The organism is Agromyces bauzanensis, assembly GCF_014645655.1.
GTDB lineage: Bacteria > Actinomycetota > Actinomycetes > Actinomycetales > Microbacteriaceae > Agromyces > Agromyces bauzanensis.
Genome location: NZ_BMMD01000001.1, coordinates 39724 through 58760 on the forward strand (window position 1 = coordinate 39724; position 19037 = coordinate 58760).

Genomic DNA, 19037 nt, shown 5'->3' on the forward strand with positions numbered 1-19037 from the left:
CCGCAAGGAGAACCACCATGGACGAAGACAACAAGGTCGAAGCGGCCGCGCGCGACTCGTTCGGCAAGGGCGCAGCACGCAAGCTCCGCGCCGCCGGCAAGATTCCCGCCGTGCTCTACGGCCACGGCACCGACCCCAGGCACCTGACGCTGCCCGGCCACCAGGTCGCGCTGCTCATCCGCAAGGCGAACGCCGTGCTCGACCTCCAGATCGCGGGCGAGAGCCAGCTCGCCCTCGTGAAGGATGTGCAGAAGGACCCGGTGCACCAGGTCATCGAGCACCTCGACCTGATCATCATCAGGCGCGGCGAGAAGGTACAGGTCGAGGTGCCCGTGCACCTCGAGGGCGAGCCGTTCGCCGGCACCATCGCCGACCTCGACGCCAAGACCATGCTTCTCGAGGTCGAGGCCACGCACATCCCCGAGACCATCGTCGTGTCGGTCGAGGGTCTCGAGGAGGGCGCGCAGCTCCACGCGAAGGACGTCGAGCTTCCCGCGGGCGCGACGCTCATCAGCGACGAGGACGCCCTCGTCGTGAACGTGCACGTGCCGCAGAAGGTCGACCTGGGTGAGGAGGCCGCAGAGGCTGAGGCCGCTGAAGCCGCCGAAGCCGCCGAGACCGAGGGGGCCCCCGAGGGCGAGGCCGAGTCGGCGGAGTAACGCCGCCGGCGCAGCACCCGCAGCACTCGCGCACAGGGCCTGCGGCGTCGCATCCGGGTACGCTCGGAAGCGGGCCGCAGGCCCCTCGCATTCCCCCCACCACCGCAGCGCCGGAAGGAGTCGTCATGGGCCTCCTCGACCGGTTGCGGCCCCGCCGGAAGGACGACGCCGTGGCCGAGAACACGTGGCTCGTGGTCGGGCTCGGCAACCCCGGCGCCCGGTACGCGGCGAATCGGCACAACGTCGGCCAGATGGTCGCCGACGAGCTCGCCGCGCGCATCGGGGCGACCTTCAAGACCCACAAGACGCCGTCGCGGGTCGCGGAGGGCTTCCTCCGGCCGGGCGGGCCGAAGCTCGTCATCGCGAAGCCGAACGGCTACATGAACACGTCTGGCGGGCCGGTGTCGGCACTGCTCACGTTCTACTCGTTGCCCGTCGACCGGCTCATCGTCGTGCACGACGAGCTCGACATCCCCTTCGACACCGTGCGGCTCAAGCAGGGCGGCGGGCACGGCGGCCACAACGGCATCCGCGACGTCGCGAAGGCCACCGACGATGGCGCATTCACACGGGTGCGGGTCGGCATCGGCCGTCCGCCCGGCCGGCAGGATGCCGCGGACTTCGTGCTCAAGGACTTCTCCGCCGCCGAGCGCCAGGCGCTGCCGAACCTGCTGTCGGATGCCGCGGACGCGGTCGAGGCGATCGTCGAGCTCGGCCTCGTGGCCGCACAGCAGCGGTTCCACTCGCCCGCCTGAGCCCTGCCGGGTCCTGCTTCCGCCGACGGGGCGGATCAGCGGGCGCGGATCAGATGAAGCCGCGCAGGAACTCCTCTGGCGACACGCCCTCGGCGCGCGCCCGCTGCACCAGCCGTTCGAGTTCCTCCGTCGAGAGGTCGAGCGTCAGCGTGTGCCACGCGTCGACGGGCTCGTCGAGGCTGAACAGGGCCGCGTCGTCGGATGCCGCCTCGAACGCCGCCTCGGGCCCCGAATCGAGTTCGGGCTCGAGCTCGGCCTCGAGGTCGCCCACGATCGCCGCAGCCTCGACCGCGGAGGCGGCCTCGTACGTCCAGCCGGGGCCGGACGGCACCGCGGCGCCCCGACGATAGGCCTCGGCCACGGCGCGGGCGCGGGAGTCCGCCGCCTCGTTGAGGTCGTGGCCCACGTGCCCACGCACCCACTCGAAGCGGTAGCGGCGACCGGCGAGCTCCGCATCGAGGAGCTGCAGCAGCTCGACGTTCATGACGGGCTTGCCGTCGGCCTTGCGCCAGCCCTTGCGCTTCCACCCAGACATCCACTTCGTGACGGCGTTGATCACGTACTGGCTGTCGCACAGCACGTGCAGCTCGTCGTCGAGGTGCGCGGTCGCCCGGAACAGCTCGAGCACGGCGGTCAGCTCGGCCTGGTTGTTCGTGGCGTGCGGCCAGCCGCCGGCGGCCCAGCAATGGTCGTCGACGTACCACGCCCACCCGGCGGGGCCGGGGTTCCCGAGGGCCGATCCGTCGGCTGCGGCGGTGATCATGCGAGTCCCTTCGAATGGTGCGCGCTCATCGTATCGGCAGCGCGGCTGCCGCCGCGTCGGAGGGCGCGCGTAGACTCGTACGGTGATCCTGCAGGGCTTGAACGCGGCGCTTTCGCGCGCCTCCACGATCGACGGCGCGCTCGCCGAGGCCCTGCGGAACGCCGACTTCTCGGCTCCCGCCGGCATCGACGCGCCACTGCTCGCAGGACTCCTGCAGCGCCGGGTCGAGGCCGGCCTGCCGCCCGCCCTGCTCGTGGTCACCGCGACGAGCCGCGAGGGCGAGTCCGTGCGCTCGTCGCTCGCGCCATACTTCGACGACGCCGAGATCCTCGAGTTCCCCGCGTGGGAGACGCTCCCGCACGAACGGCTCAGCCCGTCGGCCGAGACCGTCGGCCGACGGCTGTATGCCCTCCGGCGCATGCACGAATGGTCGGCGGCGGGCTCGCGGCATCCGCTGATCGTGGTGGCGTCGGTGCGCGCCACCCTGCAGCCGCTCGCCGACAACCTGGCCGAGCCGGCGCCCGTCGAGCTCGTGGCCGGCGGACGTGGGTATGACCTCTCGCAGCTGGCGCTGAAGCTCGTCGACCTCGCCTACGTGCGGGTCGACATGGTCGCCCGTCGCGGCGAGTTCGCGGTGCGCGGAGGCATCCTCGACGTGTTCCCGCCGACCGCCGATCACCCCGTGCGCGTCGAGTTCTTCGGCGACGAGGTGGAGGAGCTCCGCGCGTTCTCGGTGGCCGACCAGCGCTCCCTTCCCGACATCGTCGAGCGCGTCTCGCTCGCGCCGAGCCGCGAACTGCTGCTGACGCCGGCGGTGCGGCAGCGTGCCCGCGAGATGCTGCACGAGTTCCCGAGCCTGTCGAACCTCCTGCAGAAGATCGCCGAGGGCATTCCGGTCGAGGGCATGGAATCGCTCGCGCCCGCCCTGCTCGAACGCCTCGTGCCGGTCACGCACTACCTGCCCGCCGGGGCGGCGGTCGCCGTGCTGCAGCCCGAGCGGGTGGCCGGCCGCGCCGTGAACCTCGCCGAGACCAACCGCGAGTTCCTCGCCGCGGCGTGGACGGCGGCGACGGCGGGTGCCGAGGCACCCATCGACCTCGCGGCCGGCGACTTCGTCACGATGCGCGAGCTCCGCGAGTCGACCCTGTTCAGCGCACCGGGCGAGCGCGATCCGAGGCACGTCTGGTGGACCTTCTCGAGCTTCGACCTCGGGGATGCCGCGGCGGTGGTCGTGGCATCCGGCGTCGATGCGGAGGCGGCCGGGGCGGAGGCGGCCGGGGCGGAGGCGGCCGGGGCGGCGGCGGGCGCGGCATCCGAGTACGTGCGCGTCGCCGCGAGCGCCATGCCGAGCTTCGCGGGCAACGTCGCGGGCGCCGTCGATCACGCGGGGGAGCGCCTGCGCGACGGGTGGTCGCTGGTCGTGGCATCCGCCGGTCACGGCCTGGTGGAGCGGGCCCGTGACGTGCTCGCCGAGGCCGGGCTCGCCGCGCGCCTTGTCGATGCGGTGCCGGCCGACCTCGAGCCTGGGGTCGCCTACCTCGTGCAGGCCGATGCCGCACAGGGATTCGAGGTGCCAGAGGTGAAGCTCGGTCTCATCTCCGAGTCGGAGTTCTACGGGCGTGCGGCCGGCTACGACGCGCGGAAGAGGACGAAGCTCGCCACCCGGCGCCGCAACGTCGTCGACCCGCTGAAGCTCGAGGCCGGCGACTACGTCGTGCACCAGACGCACGGCATCGGCCGGTTCGTCGAGATGATGCAGCGCGAGGTCGCCACCGGCAGTCGGCCCACCGGCCCGAGCCGCACGGCGGGCATCCAGCAGGCGCCGACGGCCGTGCGCGAGTACCTCGTGCTCGAGTACGCGCCGTCGAAGCGCGGCCAGCCCGGCGATCGGCTCTTCGTGCCCACCGACCAGCTCGACCTGCTGAGCCGTTACGTCGGCGGCGAAGCGCCCGCGCTGTCGAAGATGGGCGGCAGCGACTGGGCGCAGGCCAAGGGCCGCGCGCGCAGGGCCGTGCGCGAGATCGCGGTGGAGCTCGTGAAGCTGTACTCGGCGCGCATGGCGGCGAAGGGGCACGCGTTCGGACCCGACACGCCGTGGCAGCACGAGCTGGAGGAGGCGTTCCCGTTCACCGAGACGCCCGACCAGCTGCAGACCATCGACGAGGTGAAGGCCGACATGGAACGGCCGATCCCGATGGATCGCCTGCTCGCCGGCGACGTGGGGTTCGGCAAGACCGAGGTCGCCGTGCGGGCCGCGTTCAAGGCCATTCAGGACGGCAAGCAGGTCGCGATGCTCGTGCCGACGACGCTCCTCGTCAGGCAGCACCTCGAGACGTTCAGGGAACGGTTCGCCGGCTTCCCGGTGCATGTCCGCGCGCTCTCGCGCTTCCAGACCGACCGGGAGGTGCGCGAGACGGTCGCGGGCCTCGCCGACGGCACGGTCGACATGGTCATCGGCACACACCGCATCCTCACCGAGCAGGTGCGGTTCAAGGACGTCGGGCTCCTCATCATCGACGAGGAGCAGCGCTTCGGCGTCGAGCACAAGGACGCGCTCAAGAAGCTCAAGACCAACGTCGACATCCTGGCGATGAGCGCGACCCCGATCCCGCGCACCCTCGAGATGGCGGTCACCGGCATCCGCGAGATGTCGACGCTCGCGACCCCGCCCGAAGACCGCCACCCGATCCTCACGTACGTCGGGCCGTACTCCGACCAGCAGGTCGCCGCGGCGATACGCCGCGAGATGCTCCGCGAGGGGCAGGTGTTCTTCGTGCACAATCGCGTGTCGTCGATCAACCGGGCGGCCGCGAAGCTCGCCGAGCTCGTGCCCGAGGCCCGCATCGCCGTGGCGCACGGCCAGCTCAACGAGCACGTGCTCGAGCAGATCGTCGTCGACTTCTGGGAGCGCAGGTTCGACGTGCTCGTCTCGACGACGATCATCGAGACGGGACTCGACATCTCGAACGCCAACACGATCATCATCGACCGCGCCGACAAGTACGGACTGTCGCAGCTGCACCAGCTCCGCGGTCGCGTCGGCCGCGGCCGCGAGCGCGCGTACGCGTACTTCCTCTGGGATCCCCAGAAGCCCCTCTCCGAGACCGCGCACGACCGGCTCTCCACGATCGCCGCCAACAACGAACTGGGCAGCGGCACGCAGGTGGCGCTGAAGGACCTCGAGATCCGCGGCGCGGGTAACCTGCTCGGCGCCGAGCAGGCCGGGCACATCGCGGGCGTCGGCTTCGACCTCTACCTGCGCATGATCGGCGAGGCGGTGTCGGCGTTCCGCGGCGACGTCGCCGAGGGCCAGACCGAGCTGCGGCTCGAGCTGCCCGTCGACGCGCACATCCCCGAGGACTACGTCGACTCCGAGCGGTTGCGACTCGAGGCCTACCAGAAGCTCTCCGCGGCGAGCGGGCCTGCGGCGACGGAGGGGCAGATCGACGCCGTGCTCGATGAGCTCGTCGACCGGTACGGTACGCCGCCCGACGCCGTGAAGCACCTCATCGCGATCTCGCGACTGCGTCGCACCGCCCAGCTCGCGGGGCTCTCCGACGTCATCGCGACCGGCTCCAAGCTCCGGATCGCGCCCGCCCGCATTCCCGACTCCCGCCGCGTGCGGCTCGAGCGGCTCTACCCGGGTGCGAAGCACTTCGCGCAGAACGACGTGATCATCGTGCCGTTCCCCACGTCCGGCAGTGCGCTTCCCGGCGACGGCGAGCTCATCGCGTGGGTGTCGCAGCTCATCATCGCGATCTTCCCCGTCGAGGAGGCGGCGACTCAGGCGGATGCCGCGGGCGAGCCCGCAACGGCGACGGGCTGAGCGGAGGGGCCCAATCAGTGCGAGAACGGCCCGCCCATGCCGGCGTGCTCGCCACGGTTGCGGTAGTGCCTCGACCGCAGGGTCACGACGATCGCCGACAGCACGATGGCGATGCCCGATCCGACGAGCACGGCCAAGGTGCCCTCGTCCTGTACGCCGGGCAGATCCGCGAATGCCAGCTCGTTCATCAGCAGCGAGACGGTGAATCCGATGCCGCCGAGCGCGCCGACCATGGCGAGATCAGCCAGGGTGAGTGGGCTACCGGCCCGCCGCCGCCTCGCGATCAAGCTGCCGAACAGGCCGGCTGCGACGATGCCGACGATCTTGCCGACCGGCAGGCCGACGAGGATGCCCCAGAACGCGGGATCGAGCTGTGCGGGCTGCACCTGCGGCACCGGGACCATGGCCGCGGTGAGCGCGAACAGCGGCAGGATGACGCCGTTCGACCACGGCTCGAGCTCATGCGCCGCTCGACCACCCGGTCGACGCGACATCACGAGACCCAGGGCGACCCCCGCGATCGTCGCGTGCACGCCCGACCGGTAGATGAAGTACCACGCGACCAACGCGAGCACGACGAGCACCGCGACGATCGGCCACTGCGACCGGCGCTCGAGGATCCACTCGGATCGCGGCCTGAGCAGGCGACTCACCGTCCCGAAGAGCGCGATCGCGATCGTCGCGAACCCGAGTGAGCCCAGGTCGGCGTCGCTCGTGAAGAAGAACGCGATGATGAGGATCGCGATGAGGTCGTCGAGCAACGCGAGGGCCAGGAGGAACACGCGCACGCGGGTCGGGATCCAGCGCCCGAACACGGCGAGCACGCCGAGCGCGAACGCGATGTCGGTGGCCGTCGGGATCGGCCAACCGCTGACCGTGTCGCGGTCCGCCGTGAAGCCGAGGTAGATGAGGGCGGGTGCGATGACGCCGCCGAGCGCGGCGAGCGCGGGCAGGAGCGCCTTCGTGAAGCTGTTCAACTCGCCGATCACCAGCTCTCGCTTGAGCTCGACGGCCACGATGAAGAAGAAGACGGCGAGCAGGCCGTCGCTGATCCAGTGGCCGGCCGACAGATCGAGCCCGAGGACGGGGAGCTCGAGATGGCGATCCATCACGTCGATGACGGTCGGCCCGATGGGGAGGTTCGCGATGACGAGGCCGATGACGGCGGCGGCGAGCAGGAGGCCTGCCGCCCACCGTTCGGATCTGAGGATTCTCACGGCGCTCGATCAGACGAGGTAGGTGATGGCGAGCAGCGCCGTCGTCGTGAGCGTGATCGTGTACGGCAGCGCCATCCACAGCATGCGAACGTAGCCGAGGCGGATGAGCGGGGCGAGCGCCGAGGTCAGCAGGAACAGGAAGGCGGCCTGGCCGTTCGGCGTCGCCACGCTCGGCACGTTGGTGCCGGCGTTCACCGCGATCGCGAGGGCCTCGAACTGATCGTGCGTGATCGTGCCGGCGTCGAAGGCATTCGCGATCTCGGTGATGTAGACCGTCGCCACGAACACGTTGTCGCTGATCGCCGAGAGCGCGCCGGTGGCGAGGAACAGCACGGTCAACTGCTGCTGGCCGTCGAGGGCGAGGACGGCGTCGATGATCGGCGTGAAGAGTCCCTGGGTGTTGATCATCGCGACGATCGCGAAGAAGGTCACGAGCAGGGCCGTGAACGGCATCGCGTCCTGGAAGGCGCGACCGAGCGAATGCTCGTCGATGATGCCGTTGAAGGCGGTCACGAGGACGATGACCAGCAGGCCGACCAGTCCCACCTCGGCGAGGTGGAAGGCCAGTGCCGCCACGAGGGCGACGGCGGTGATCGCCTGCATGGTCAGTCTGGCCCGGCGTCGCGGGTCGTGCTTGGCCGCCTGCTGTCGCTCCCACCGCTCCATGACTTCGCGGACGGATGCCGGCAGTTGGGCTCCGTACCCGAACCAGCCCGTCTTCTCGAGCAGGAACGTCGTGATGAGCCCGGCGATCAGCACGGGGATGGAGACCGGGAGCATTCGGACGAGGAACTCGGCGAACCCCCATCCGACGATCTCGCCGATGAGGAGGTTCTGCGGCTCCCCCACGAGCGTGGCGAGCCCGCCGAGCGCCGTGCCGACGGCCGCGTGCATCATGAGGTTGCGCAGGAAGTCGCGGAAGCGATCCAGGTCACCGCGCAACGGGTCGTTGACGAGTTCGTCGTCCTCGTGGTCGTGATCGTCGTCGAACCCGCGGTCCGAGGCGAAGCGGTGGTAGACGGCGTACAGGCCGGTCCCCACGGCGATGACGACCGCGATCACGGTCAGGGCATCGAGGAAGGCGGAGAGCACGGCCGCGACCCCGGTGAAGGTGATCGAGAGCAGGATCTTCGAGCGCACTGCGACCAGCAGCTTCGAGAACACCAGCAGCAGGAGTTCGCGGAGGAAGTAGATGCCGGCGACCATGAACATCACCAGGAGGATCACGGAGAAGTTCGCCGTGGTCTCGTGGTAGACGCTCTCGGCGCTCGTCATGCCGAGGACGACCGCCTCGATCGCGAGCAGGCCTCCGGGCTGCAGGGGGTAGCACTTGAGCGCCATCACCAGCGTGAAGATGAACTCGGCCACGAACAGCCACCCGGTCACGAAGGGCCCGACGAGGAGCAGCGCGACGGGGTTCAGCACGAGGAACGCGACGATCGTGAGCTTGTACCAGCGCGGCGCACTCCCGAGGAAGTTCCGCACCAGAGCAGTTGAGAACCCGCGCACGGGCGTGCGGCTGTCGGTCATGTGATCCCCGTCTGGCGGCGCGCCGCCGGGTCGCGTTCGGATGAACGGATGCGATGCCTCGCCCCGGCCGACCAGACTTCCCGGCACTCCCGGTTCCGATCCTAGCGGCAGCGCCTAGCATGGCTGCGAGGGCGACAGCCCGGAGGGGAGCGATCGTGGGCGACATCCGGCACCTGACGTCGACGGGGGCAACCACGCCCGGACCGACCGCGCGGTCGGCCACGCCGCTCGATGAGCTCATCGAGACCGTCGCGTTCCTGAGGGCGCCCGGCGGCTGCCCGTGGGACGCCGACCAGACCCACGAGAGCCTCGTGCAGTACCTCGTCGAGGAGAGCTGGGAGCTCATCGAGGCGATCGAGTCTGGCAACCGCGCGGAGCTCATCGAGGAACTCGGCGACGTGCTCTACCAGGTGCTGTTCCACGCCGACCTCGCCGCCCACACGCCCGGTGAGGACTTCGACATCCAGGACGTCGCGGCGCACATGACCGAGAAGATGGTGTCGCGGCATCCGCACGTCTTCGGCGGCGACCGCACCGCCGAGACGGCCGACGACGTCGTCTCGTTCTGGGACGAGCTGAAGGCCGACGAGAAGCCGCACCGCACGAGCGTGCTCGACGGCATCCCGCGCGGCATGCCCGCGCTCGCCCTCGCGCAGAAGGTGCTCGGCAAGGCCGAGAAGGTGGGCGTGCGGGTGACGTCGGCGTCGATTCCTGATGGCCCGGAGCCGCCGGCAACGGAGGGCGAGCTCGGTCGCACGCTGCTCGCGCTCGTGGCATCCGCTCGGGCGCAGGGGCTCGATGCGGAGCGTGCGCTGCGTCACGCCGTGCGCGACCTCGAGGGCCAGGTGCGCTCCGCGGAGGAACGCACGGGCGAGGACGCCGAGAGCGACAGGCCGGGCGACTAGGGTCGCGGATGCGACGCCCTCGGCGTACCGTCGGAGCAGGCACACGTCGGCGCGATCACCGAGGAGGCGCGATGGCCATCGACGAGGAGCGCATCGCAGAGTTCTTCGACGAGTACGCGGCGGCGTTGCGGGAGTTCGACGCCGACGCGACCGCGCGGCTGTGGGGGCTGCCCGGCATGATCGTCACCGACGAGTTCGCGGGCGCGCTCGAGAGCCGCGCCGACATGTCGGCGGGCCTGGCCTCGTCGTATCCCGCGTACCGCATGCTCGGCCTCGAGTCGGCCGTGCCCGAGATCCGCGCCGTCAGCGCCCTCACCGACCGCATCGTGACCGTGCGGGTGCGCTGGAGCCACCTCGACGCCGACGACGAGCTCATCGTCACCACCGACTACGAATACCTGCTGCGCGATGACGCCGACGGGCTGCACGTGTACCTCGCGGTCGGCATCGACGAGGCCGAGGCGCTGCAGCGCGCGGCGCGCGACCGGGGCGTCGACCTCGACCTGTACGGCTGAGCGCGGCGGCGCCCGGCCCCGCTTCGGCGTGCCCGCCGTCCCGGGAGCACCACGGCGTGCTGGAAGAATGGTCGGCATGGCCGCAACCGTCACCCCACCGCGCGGCATGCGCGACTTCCTGCCCGCCGAGAAGGCCCGCCGCGAGCATGCCCTCGGCGTGATCCGCGACGTGTACCGGGCGCACGGCTTCGACGAGATCGAGACGCCCGTCATGGAGGACTCGCATCGTCTGCACGCCGGCCTCGGCGGCGACAACGAGAAGCTCGCGTTCGCCGTGATGAGGCGCGGCCTCACGCCCGACGACCTCGCGGCGGCCGCGGCATCCGGCGACGCCCTCTCGCTCGCCGACCTCGGCCTGCGCTACGACCTCACCGTGCCGCTCGCGCGGTTCTACGCGACGCACCGGGCCGCGCTGCCGCCCGTGTTCCGGGCGATCCAGATCGCGCCCGTGTGGCGGGCCGAGCGCCCGCAGAAGGGCCGCTTCCGGCAGTTCGTGCAGTGCGACATCGACATCATCGGCGAGGCCGGGCCGCTCGCCGAGCTCGAGCTGCTCACCGCGACCGTCGCGACGCTCGACGCGCTCGGCCTCGGCGACTGCGTCATCCGCATCAACGACCGGCGCATCCTCGGCCGCATCCTCGAGTCGTGGGGCGTGCCCGAGGAGTTCCGCGAGCGCGCCCTCATCACGATCGACAAGCTCGACAAGATCGGCACCGGTGGAGTGGCGGCCGAGCTGCGCGAGCTCGGGATCGTCGGGGACAGCGGCGCGGATGGGCCGGATGTCGCGGCCGAGCTCGAGGCGCTCACGGCGGCCGACTGGCACCTGCACGACGGCGTCGTGAGGCTGCCGGCGTGGCTCGACCTCGAGGCGTACGACGACCTCCTCGCACTCCGCGAGGCCATGCCGAACTCAGCGATCGAGTTCGACCCGACGCTCGTGCGCGGCATGGGCTACTACACGGGCACGATCTTCGAGATCGCGCACCCCGACCTCGGCTACTCGCTCGGCGGCGGCGGTCGCTACGACCACATGATCGGGCGGTTCCTCGGCCAGGAGGTGCCCGCGTGCGGCTTCTCGATCGGGTTCGAGCGCATCGTCGACCTGCTCGCCGTGCACGACGAGGGCCGGCCGCGCTCGGTCGTGCTCGTCTACGACGCGGAGGTCGACCCGGCCACGCTGCTCGCGCTGAAGCACGAGCTCGTGGCATCCGGAACCCGCGTGCGCTTCGAGCGCCGCGTCAAGAACGTGCGCGCCCTGCTCGACCGGGTCACCGCCGACGGCTTCGACGCGTGGGCCCAGGTGGGAGGGGAGACGACGGATGCATCGTCGCTCGCGTTCCGCGAACTCGACGCGTAACGCGTGCCGCGGCCCGCGCACCGGCTCACTCGCATGCTTCGGTCCCGCCCGCACCCTCGCCCGCCCTCACCCTCGCCCGCCTGCCTTCATCGAACCGTCGCAAACCGCGGGTTCGCTCTCGGAACATCCGCGGTTTGCGACGGTTCGGTGGGGGAGGGGGACGCGGCTGTGGAGAGTGCGCGGACCGTTTGCGCCGCTGCGGGCAGAGTGTGCGCGTGACTCGTCAGACACCGCTCCCGTCCCATCTGCGCGGGGCCGCGTTCCGCACCGACGAAACCGGATTCCATGAGGCGAGTGTCGGTCGGCTGCGCGCCCTCGACCTGCAGCGACCGTTCCACGGCGTGCGGTCGTCCGGCCTCGATCTCGATGACCTGATCGACCGGTGCTGGGCGTACGAACCGCTGCTACGTCGGGGTGAGGCGTTCAGCCACGAAACCGCAGCCGGGGCTGTACGGACCGCCGTTGCCGTCGAAGGGCGTCGACCTCCACGTGACCGCGCCAGCCGGTGTCGAACGTGCGCGATCGGACGGAGTCTCCGGCCACGAGCTGGCCGGCGTGATCCCGATCAGGTTGCATCTCGGGCTGCCGGTGGTCTCGCCGGCGCTCGTGTGGTGCCAACTCGCGACCGTGCTCGGGGTGCCCGATCTCGTGGCCGTCGGAGAGCGATCGTCACGGGAGCACGAACGCGCCGGAAGCGGCAGCCCGCGCTCGGCACGCCCGCCGACCTGCAACGGCTCGCGTCGTGGTGGGGTCGGCGACGGGGAGCCCGAGAGCTGGCGCGGGCGCTGCCGCTCGTGCGCATCGGCGCCGAGTCGCGGCCCGAGACGCACCTGCGCCTGCTCCTGGTGACGTCCGGCCTGCCGGAACCGCTCCTCAACGACCCCACGTCGCTCCTTGACGGAGAGGTCCTGCATCCCGACCTCAAGTACGTCCAGTGGCGCATCGTGGAGGTCACCTCCGACGATCTCCACGTGGATTCCTCGAGCTTGCCGGCCCGCATCCGCGAGCTGATCGCGACCGCCTGATTCCTTGGCCGACCGGCCAGCGAGCCGCCCATGCCCACTCGCGCGAGCCGCGTTCCCGCCCACTCGCGCGACCACGTCGCTTCATCCGACCGTCGCAAACGGTCGACGGCCCGGCCGCAAACCCACAGTCTGCGACGGTTCGATGAGGGAGGTGAGGAGGAGGCAGCCGCGGCATCCGGCCTCGAACGTCACGCGTGAGCGCGCCTCACTAGACTGACCTGCGGATCACGACGGAGTCGTCCGACGCATACCCCATCACAGAGGAGTTCACTGTGGCATTCATCGAAGCTGTAGGCGCCCGCGAGATTCTGGACTCGCGCGGCAACCCGACCGTCGAGGTCGAGGTGCTCCTCGAGGACGGCACGCTCGCGCGCGCGGCGGTGCCCTCGGGTGCCTCGACCGGCGCCTTCGAGGCGTACGAGCTGCGCGACGGCGACAGCGACCGCTACCTCGGCAAGGGCGTGCAGAAGGCCGTCGACGCCGTGCTCGACGAGCTCGGCCCGGCCATCGAGGACCTCGACGCCGCCGACCAGCGCCTCGTCGACGCCGCCCTCGTCGACGCCGACGGCACCGACAACAAGAGCCGCCTCGGCGCCAATGCGATCCTCGGCGTGAGCCTCGCGGTCGCGAAGGCCGCCGCCGACTCGGCCGACCTGCCGCTCTTCCGTTACCTCGGCGGCCCGAACGCGCACGTGCTCCCCGTACCGATGATGAACATCATCAACGGCGGCGCGCACGCCGACACCGGGGTCGACATCCAGGAGTTCATGGTCCTGCCGATCGGCGCGCCGACCTACTCCGAGGGCCTCCGCTGGGGCGTCGAGACCTACCACGCGTTGAAGAGCCTCCTGAAGTCGAAGGGCCTCTCGACGGGCCTGGGCGACGAGGGCGGCTTCGCGCCCGACCTCGCGAACAACCGTGCCGCGCTCGACCTGATCGCCGAGGCGATCGGCAAGGCCGGCTTCACGCTCGGCAGCGACATCGCCCTCGGGCTGGATGTCGCCGCGACCGAGTTCTTCGAGAACGGCGTGTACCGCTTCGAGGGCCAGGATCGCAGCGCCGAGGAGATGGGTGCGTACTACGCCGAGCTCGCCGCCGTCTACCCGCTCGTGTCGATCGAGGACCCGCTCGCCGAGGACGACTGGGCCGGCTGGGCGACGCTCACGGCCGAGCTCGGCACGAAGCTGCAGATCGTCGGCGACGACCTGTTCGTGACGAACCCGGCGCGGCTCGCCGACGGCATCGCCCAGCACGCCGGCAATTCGATCCTGGTGAAGGTGAACCAGATCGGCACGCTCTCCGAGACGCTCGACGCGGTCAAGATGGCGCAGCGTGCCGGTTACACCGCGGTGCTCTCGCACCGCTCGGGCGAGACCGAGGACACGACGATCGCCGACCTCGCGGTCGCGACCGACTGCGGCCAGATCAAGACGGGCGCGCCCGCCCGGTCCGAGCGCGTCGCCAAGTACAATCAGCTCCTGAGGATCGAAGAAGAGCTCGATGAGGCCGCGGTGTACGCCGGCCGCACGGCGTTCCCCCGGTTCACGGCCTGATCGGGTGTCGGGGGCGGCCGTGGGGCCGCCCCCGACGCGCTTTCCGGGCCGGTGAGGAGGGGCGATGACGCAGGATGCCTCTCGCCCGCCGCGGCGGCCCGCCGGTGCGGGCAAGAAGCCCGCTTCCGCCAAGCCTGCCGCGTCTGCCAAGGCAGCCGCTTCCGGCAAGCCGGCGCCCGGCAAGCCCGTGCCGCGCACGCCCGCCGTGTCCGAGCCTCACCGGCCCGCCACGAAGGCCACGACGACCACGTCGCCGGCGGCCGTGCGCGCGGGGTGGCTGAGCGGCATCCGATTCTCAGGCTTCTCGCTCATCATGGTGGGTGTGCTCGTGCTCGCGGTCGTGGTGCTGGCGCCGACCGTCGCGGCGTTCGCGCAGCAGCGTCAGCAGATCGCCGAGCTGCGCGCCGCCGTCTCCGCGCAGGAGGAGGAGGTGCAGCGGCTCCGCGACGAGCGTGAACGCTGGAACGACGAGACGTTCATCATGACCCAGGCACGTGAGCGGCTCTACTACGTGATGCCCGGCGAGGTGAGCTACCTCGTCATCGACGACCGGAGTGATGCAGCCAAGGCGGATGCCGCAACCGAGGTCTCGGCCGAGGTGACCGAATCGAAGGGCGACTGGATGCGCACCCTGCTCGACTCCGTGATGATCGCGGGGCTCGCGCCCGAGCCGACCGCGCCCGCCGAGGGGAGCGATGGATGACGCGGCCGCCCTTCGCGCCGGTGAGCGAGCGCGACATCCGCATCGTGTCGGCGCAACTCGGCCGTCGTGCGCGCAACGTGGTCGGCATCGCCGCCCGCTGCACGTGCGGCGCCCCGACGGTGGTTTCGACCGCGCCGCGCCTGTCCGACGGCACGCCGTTCCCGACGTTCTACTACCTCACGCACCCCGTGGCGACGGCCGCCATGTCGTTCCTCGAGGCGGCGCAGGTGATGATCGAGTGCGGCGAGCTGCTGGCCGCCGACCCCGAGGTCGCCGCCGCCTACGAGCGGGCGCACCACGAGTACCTCGCCGATCGCGAGTCGATCGCCGTGGTGCCCGAGATCGCCGGGATCTCGGCGGGCGGCATGCCGACGCGAGTGAAGTGCCTGCACGCGCTCGCGGCGCACTCGCTCGCCGCGGGCCCCGGGGTGAATCCCATCGGCGACGTCGCGCTCGAGCGCTCGTCGTGGTCGCCAGACGTCTGCCAGTGCCCCGACTACGGCGTCGACGTTCCCGATCCGGCCGATCCCACCGACGACGACACCCGGAGCCGGGCATGACCGGGCGTGCCGGCCGGGTGCGCTCCGGCGTGGCGAAGGCAGCAGCGGCGCTCGCCGCGGCCACGACGATCGCGCTCGCGGGCGCCTCGCCCGCGCACGCCGACACGGTGCGCGACCTCGAGTACTGGCTCACCGACTACGGCTTCACGACCGCGTGGACGTCGTCGCGCGGCGAGGGCGTCACGGTGGCGGTCATCGACACGGGCGTGAACGGCAACGTCGCCGAGCTGCGTGGCGCGGTGGTCGGCGGCACGGATGTCTCGGGCCTCGGCAGTCCCGACGGCCAGACCCCGGTCGGCGATGATCCGAGCCACGGCACACTCGTGGCGTCGCTCCTCGCGGGCCGCGGCACGGGCGAGGGCAACGGCGTCATCGGCGTCGCGCCCGCGGCCGACATCCTGACGGCGTCGGTCGCGTTCGGGCAGGACACCGGCGCCGAGAAGTCGAACGACGACCAGATCGCCGAGGCGGTGCGCTGGGCGGTCGATTCCGGCGCGGACATCATCAACATGTCGCTGACCCGGAACACCCGCGACTGGCCCGAGAGCTGGGACGACGCGTTCACGTACGCGTTCGAGCACGATGTGGTGGTCGTCGCCGCCGCCGGCAATCGCGGCAGCGGCACCAGCGAGGTCGGTGCGCCGGCCACCATCCCGGGCGTGCTGACGGTCGCGGGCGTCGATCGCGAGAAGAACGCGAGCTTCGACGCGAGCTCCCAGGGCATCACGATCGCGGCGGCGGCACCGAGCGAGGACCTTGTCGGCGTGCTGCCCGACGGCGGGTACGTGCAGTGGGACGGCACGAGCGCCGCGGCGCCGATCGTGTCGGGTCTCGTGGCGCTCGTTCGCAGCGAGTATCCCGAGCTGGATGCGGCGAACGTCATCGAACGAGTCATCCGTACGGCCGATCCGAACGGCCACGACGTGCCGAGCCCGCTCTACGGCTGGGGGCTCATCGATCCGGTCGCGGCGCTCACCGCCGACGTGCCGGGGGTCGATGCCAATCCGCTCGGCAGCCTCGCGGACTGGATCGAACTGCATCGGCGGGCGGACGTCGAGGCCCCTGCCACCGACGGCGAGAACCAGGAGATCGTGCCGATCGCCGACCCGCCGCCGCCCCGGTCGGACGGCGCGCAGACCCTGCTCCCGACGGCCTGGACGTTGGCCTACATCACCGTCCCGCTCTCGTTGGTCGCCGGATTTGGTACGCTAGCAGCGCTGTTGGGCATCGGCGCCACTCGGCATACCAAGCGGACTGTTCGCACTCGTGAGCAGTGATCGCACGCTCAGCCCGCTACTGATCAGAAACTGAGGAGTCCATTCACCGTGCCCAAGATTCTCATCGTCGGCGGCGGCTATGCGGGGTTCTACACAGCGTGGAAGCTCGAGAAGTGGCTGCGTTCCGGCGAGGCTGAGGTCACGATCGTCGACCCGCTTCCCTACATGACGTACCAGCCGTTCCTCCCCGAGGTGGCGGCCGGCTCGATCGAGCCGCGGCACTCGGTGGTCTCCCAGCGCCGGCACCTGAAGAAGACCAACATCGTCTCGGCGAAGGTCACCGGCATCGACCACGCGACCAAGACCGCCACGATCACGCCCGAGCTCGCCGAGCCGTGGGAGTTCGAGTACGACGTCATCGTCGTCACGGGCGGCGCCGTCTCGCGCACCTTCCCGATTCCCGGCATCGCCGAGAACGCGATCGGGCTGAAGACGATCGAGGAGGCCGTCGCGATCCGCGACCGCGTGGTCACCAACTTCGACAAGGCCGCGACCCTCCCCCCGGGGCCCGAGCGCGAACGCCTGCTCACGTTCGTCGTCGTCGGGGGCGGCTTCGCGGGCATCGAGGTGTTCGCCGAGCTCCGCTCGTTCGCGAGCGCTCTGCTCGAGTACTACCCGCAGCTCACGTTCGACGAGACGCACTTCCACCTCATCGAGGCCATGGGCCGCATCATGCCCGAGGTCTCGCTTCCGACCAGCCACTGGGTGATCAAGCACCTCGCCCAGCGCGGCGCCGAGATCCACCTCGACACTCAGCTCACGAGCGCCGTCGACGGCAGGATCGAGCTCTCGACCGGCGAGACCTTCGAGTCCGACCTCATCGTCTGGACCGCCGGCGTGATGGCCAACCCGGCCATCGTGCGCACCAGCGACCTTCCCGTCGAGGAGCGCGGCCGCATCCTCACCCGCGCCGACCTCCGGGTGGGCGACGAGGACGACTGGGTGGCCGACGCATGGGCCGCCGGCGACATCGCCGCGGTGCCCGACCTCTCGGGTGGTGGCGTCGGCGGGTACTGCGTGCCGAACGCGCAGCACGCCGTGCGTCAGGGCAAGCTCCTCGCCAAGAACATCGTCGCGGTGCTCCGGGGCGAGGAGCCGAAGGAGTACTTCCACAAGAACCTCGGTGCGGTCGCCGGTCTCGGCATCGGCTCGGGCGTCTTCCAGTCGGGCAACCTCGCCCTCAAGGGGCTCATCGCCTGGTTCGCCCACCGCGGCTACCACGGCCTCGCCATGCCGAGCTGGGAGCGCAAGTTTCGCGTGTTCTGGGGCTGGTGGAACAACTTCTGGCTCGGTCGCGACATCGTGTCGCTCGCCGCGCTCCAGGACCCGCGCGCACAGTTCGAGGCGTTCGCCGCCCGTCCGAAGCCACCCGCCGCGGCGGCTCCTGCGCCGGCACCCGCGGTCGCGGCATCCGCTGGCGACACCTCGAAGACCGTGAGGACGACGGCCGGAGCCGGGGTGTCCAGGCCGGCCAAGGTCGAAGCCAAGGGCGAGCCGGTCGCGGCGAAGTAGTGTGGAGCGGTGCCGCCACGGCGTGGCACCGCGCTCCCGTAGCCCAATCGGCAGAGGCAGGCGACTTAAAATCGCCTCAGTCTGGGTTCGAGTCCCAGCGGGAGCACCGCCCACGTGCGTCACTCGAGGAGCTTCCAGAACGAGTCCTTGCGGGTGATCCTGCCGTCGTCGTCGTACTCGAGCAGGTCGACGCCGCGCACCTCGAGCGACTGGCCCGCGATGGAGGTGCCGGTGGGCGTCGATTCGGACACGCCGAAGCCGTCGGAGCAGACCAAGTGCCGATCGTTGCCGTAGTGCACGTCGGGGATGCCCTTGTACCGCCTCGCGAGGCCGGCTCGAACCCCCGCCTTGCCCGTGAACCGGTCGCGGTCGAGCACTTCCGGAAGCAGCTGGACCCCGCGATGCTGACCGTCGTCTCCCCGGACATGGGCCGGGTGCGCGTCGCTGACATCTGGAGCGACAAGCTCGGCGCCCCGCTCGCGATCATCCACACGCGACACGCTGGTGCCCAACCGGGTCTGCGTGCAAGAGATCGTCGGTGGAGTCCAGGGCCGGGTATGCCTGCTCGTCGACGACATGATCGACACGGGCCGCACGATCGTCAGAGCCGTCGAGGTACTCAAGACCAATGGTGCGATCGGCGTCGTGGTCGCGGCGACCCACGCGATCCTCTCCGATCCGGCGACCGAGATCCTGCAGCGAGTTCATCGACTCGGTCGTCGTCACCGACACGCTCCCGATTCCGGAGGAGAAGCGGTGGGACCACGACGCCTTCGACGACGGCTCGGTCACCTCGATGTTCGATGGTGCTGCTTAGGGACCGCTCGGGGCGGAGCGCCCGGCACCGCGCGACATCGCGCGATCGGATGACCCGGCCGCT

At 70.8% G+C, this 19037-nt stretch carries 17 protein-coding genes and 1 tRNA gene; 14 read left to right on the forward strand and 4 right to left on the reverse strand.

Features of this window, described 5'->3' with window-relative positions; translation table 11 throughout:
* Positions 1-17 precede the first annotated feature (17 nt).
* The gene (locus IEX31_RS00220) at positions 18-659 is read left to right on the forward strand and encodes a 50S ribosomal protein L25/general stress protein Ctc (protein WP_188741432.1); all 642 of its coding nucleotides are present in this window, start codon (positions 18-20) and stop codon (positions 657-659) included.
* Positions 660-784: 125 nt separating this feature from the next.
* Positions 785-1414 (forward strand): aminoacyl-tRNA hydrolase, encoded by a 630-nt coding sequence (gene pth / locus IEX31_RS00225; RefSeq protein ID WP_188741433.1) that lies wholly within the window; start codon positions 785-787, stop codon positions 1412-1414.
* A 49-nt stretch (positions 1415-1463) separates the two neighbouring features.
* On the opposite strand, the gene IEX31_RS19375 is transcribed toward pth, so the two are convergent.
* Positions 1464-2177: an RNase H family protein gene (locus IEX31_RS19375; protein ID WP_188741434.1), complete on the reverse strand. Its 714-nt coding sequence runs from the start codon at positions 2175-2177 to the stop codon at positions 1464-1466.
* An 82-nt stretch (positions 2178-2259) separates the two neighbouring features.
* On the opposite strand from IEX31_RS19375, the gene mfd reads away from it, so the two are divergent.
* Positions 2260-6003: a transcription-repair coupling factor gene (mfd, locus tag IEX31_RS00235; RefSeq protein ID WP_188741435.1), complete on the forward strand. Its 3744-nt coding sequence runs from the start codon at positions 2260-2262 to the stop codon at positions 6001-6003.
* Positions 6004-6017: 14 nt separating this feature from the next.
* On the opposite strand, the gene IEX31_RS00240 is transcribed toward mfd, so the two are convergent.
* A complete protein-coding gene (locus IEX31_RS00240; protein WP_188741436.1) occupies positions 6018-7220 on the reverse strand; it encodes a Na+/H+ antiporter NhaA in 1203 nt (400 codons plus the stop codon).
* A gap of 9 nt (positions 7221-7229) precedes the next feature.
* Positions 7230-8750, reverse strand: a complete 1521-nt coding sequence (nhaB, locus tag IEX31_RS00245; protein ID WP_188741437.1) for a sodium/proton antiporter NhaB — start codon at positions 8748-8750, stop codon at positions 7230-7232.
* A gap of 164 nt (positions 8751-8914) precedes the next feature.
* Between nhaB and IEX31_RS00250 the strand changes: the two genes are divergently transcribed.
* From IEX31_RS00250 to IEX31_RS00295, 10 genes are all read left to right on the forward strand, one after another.
* Positions 8915-9655, forward strand: coding sequence for a nucleoside triphosphate pyrophosphohydrolase (locus IEX31_RS00250; RefSeq protein WP_229662042.1), 741 nt, complete (start codon positions 8915-8917; stop codon positions 9653-9655).
* A 71-nt stretch (positions 9656-9726) separates the two neighbouring features.
* Positions 9727-10170, forward strand: coding sequence for a DUF6841 family protein (locus IEX31_RS00255; protein WP_188741439.1), 444 nt, complete (start codon positions 9727-9729; stop codon positions 10168-10170).
* A gap of 76 nt (positions 10171-10246) precedes the next feature.
* On the forward strand, positions 10247-11527 hold the full coding sequence (gene hisS / locus IEX31_RS00260; protein ID WP_188741440.1) for a histidine--tRNA ligase: 1281 nt from the start codon (positions 10247-10249) through the stop codon (positions 11525-11527).
* Positions 11528-12321: 794 nt separating this feature from the next.
* Positions 12322-12552, forward strand: coding sequence for a hypothetical protein (locus IEX31_RS00265; protein ID WP_188741441.1), 231 nt, complete (start codon positions 12322-12324; stop codon positions 12550-12552).
* 272 nt (positions 12553-12824) lie between these two features.
* The gene (gene eno / locus IEX31_RS00270) at positions 12825-14105 is read left to right on the forward strand and encodes a phosphopyruvate hydratase (protein ID WP_188741442.1); all 1281 of its coding nucleotides are present in this window, start codon (positions 12825-12827) and stop codon (positions 14103-14105) included.
* A gap of 64 nt (positions 14106-14169) precedes the next feature.
* Positions 14170-14808 carry an FtsB family cell division protein gene (locus IEX31_RS18575; protein ID WP_229661996.1) on the forward strand — a complete coding sequence of 213 codons (639 nt, stop codon included), beginning with the start codon at positions 14170-14172 and terminating at the stop codon, positions 14806-14808.
* Positions 14805-15368, forward strand: coding sequence for a DUF501 domain-containing protein (locus tag IEX31_RS00280; RefSeq protein WP_188741443.1), 564 nt, complete (start codon positions 14805-14807; stop codon positions 15366-15368). The genes IEX31_RS18575 and IEX31_RS00280 overlap by 4 nt, the downstream gene beginning before the upstream one ends.
* Positions 15365-16645, forward strand: coding sequence for a S8 family serine peptidase (locus IEX31_RS00285; protein WP_188741444.1), 1281 nt, complete (start codon positions 15365-15367; stop codon positions 16643-16645). The genes IEX31_RS00280 and IEX31_RS00285 overlap by 4 nt, the downstream gene beginning before the upstream one ends.
* A gap of 48 nt (positions 16646-16693) precedes the next feature.
* Complete coding sequence (locus IEX31_RS00290; RefSeq protein WP_188741445.1) at positions 16694-18157, forward strand: NAD(P)/FAD-dependent oxidoreductase; 1464 nt, start codon at positions 16694-16696, stop codon at positions 18155-18157.
* 32 nt (positions 18158-18189) lie between these two features.
* Positions 18190-18263, forward strand: a tRNA-Leu gene (locus IEX31_RS00295).
* A 13-nt stretch (positions 18264-18276) separates the two neighbouring features.
* Here the strand turns inward: IEX31_RS00295 and IEX31_RS00300 are convergent.
* Complete coding sequence (locus IEX31_RS00300) at positions 18277-18648, reverse strand: nuclear transport factor 2 family protein (RefSeq protein WP_188741446.1); 372 nt, start codon at positions 18646-18648, stop codon at positions 18277-18279.
* 31 nt (positions 18649-18679) lie between these two features.
* Between IEX31_RS00300 and IEX31_RS19485 the strand changes: the two genes are divergently transcribed.
* Positions 18680-19027, forward strand: coding sequence for a phosphoribosyltransferase family protein (locus IEX31_RS19485; RefSeq protein WP_188741447.1), 348 nt, complete (start codon positions 18680-18682; stop codon positions 19025-19027).
* Positions 19028-19037 lie beyond the last annotated feature (10 nt).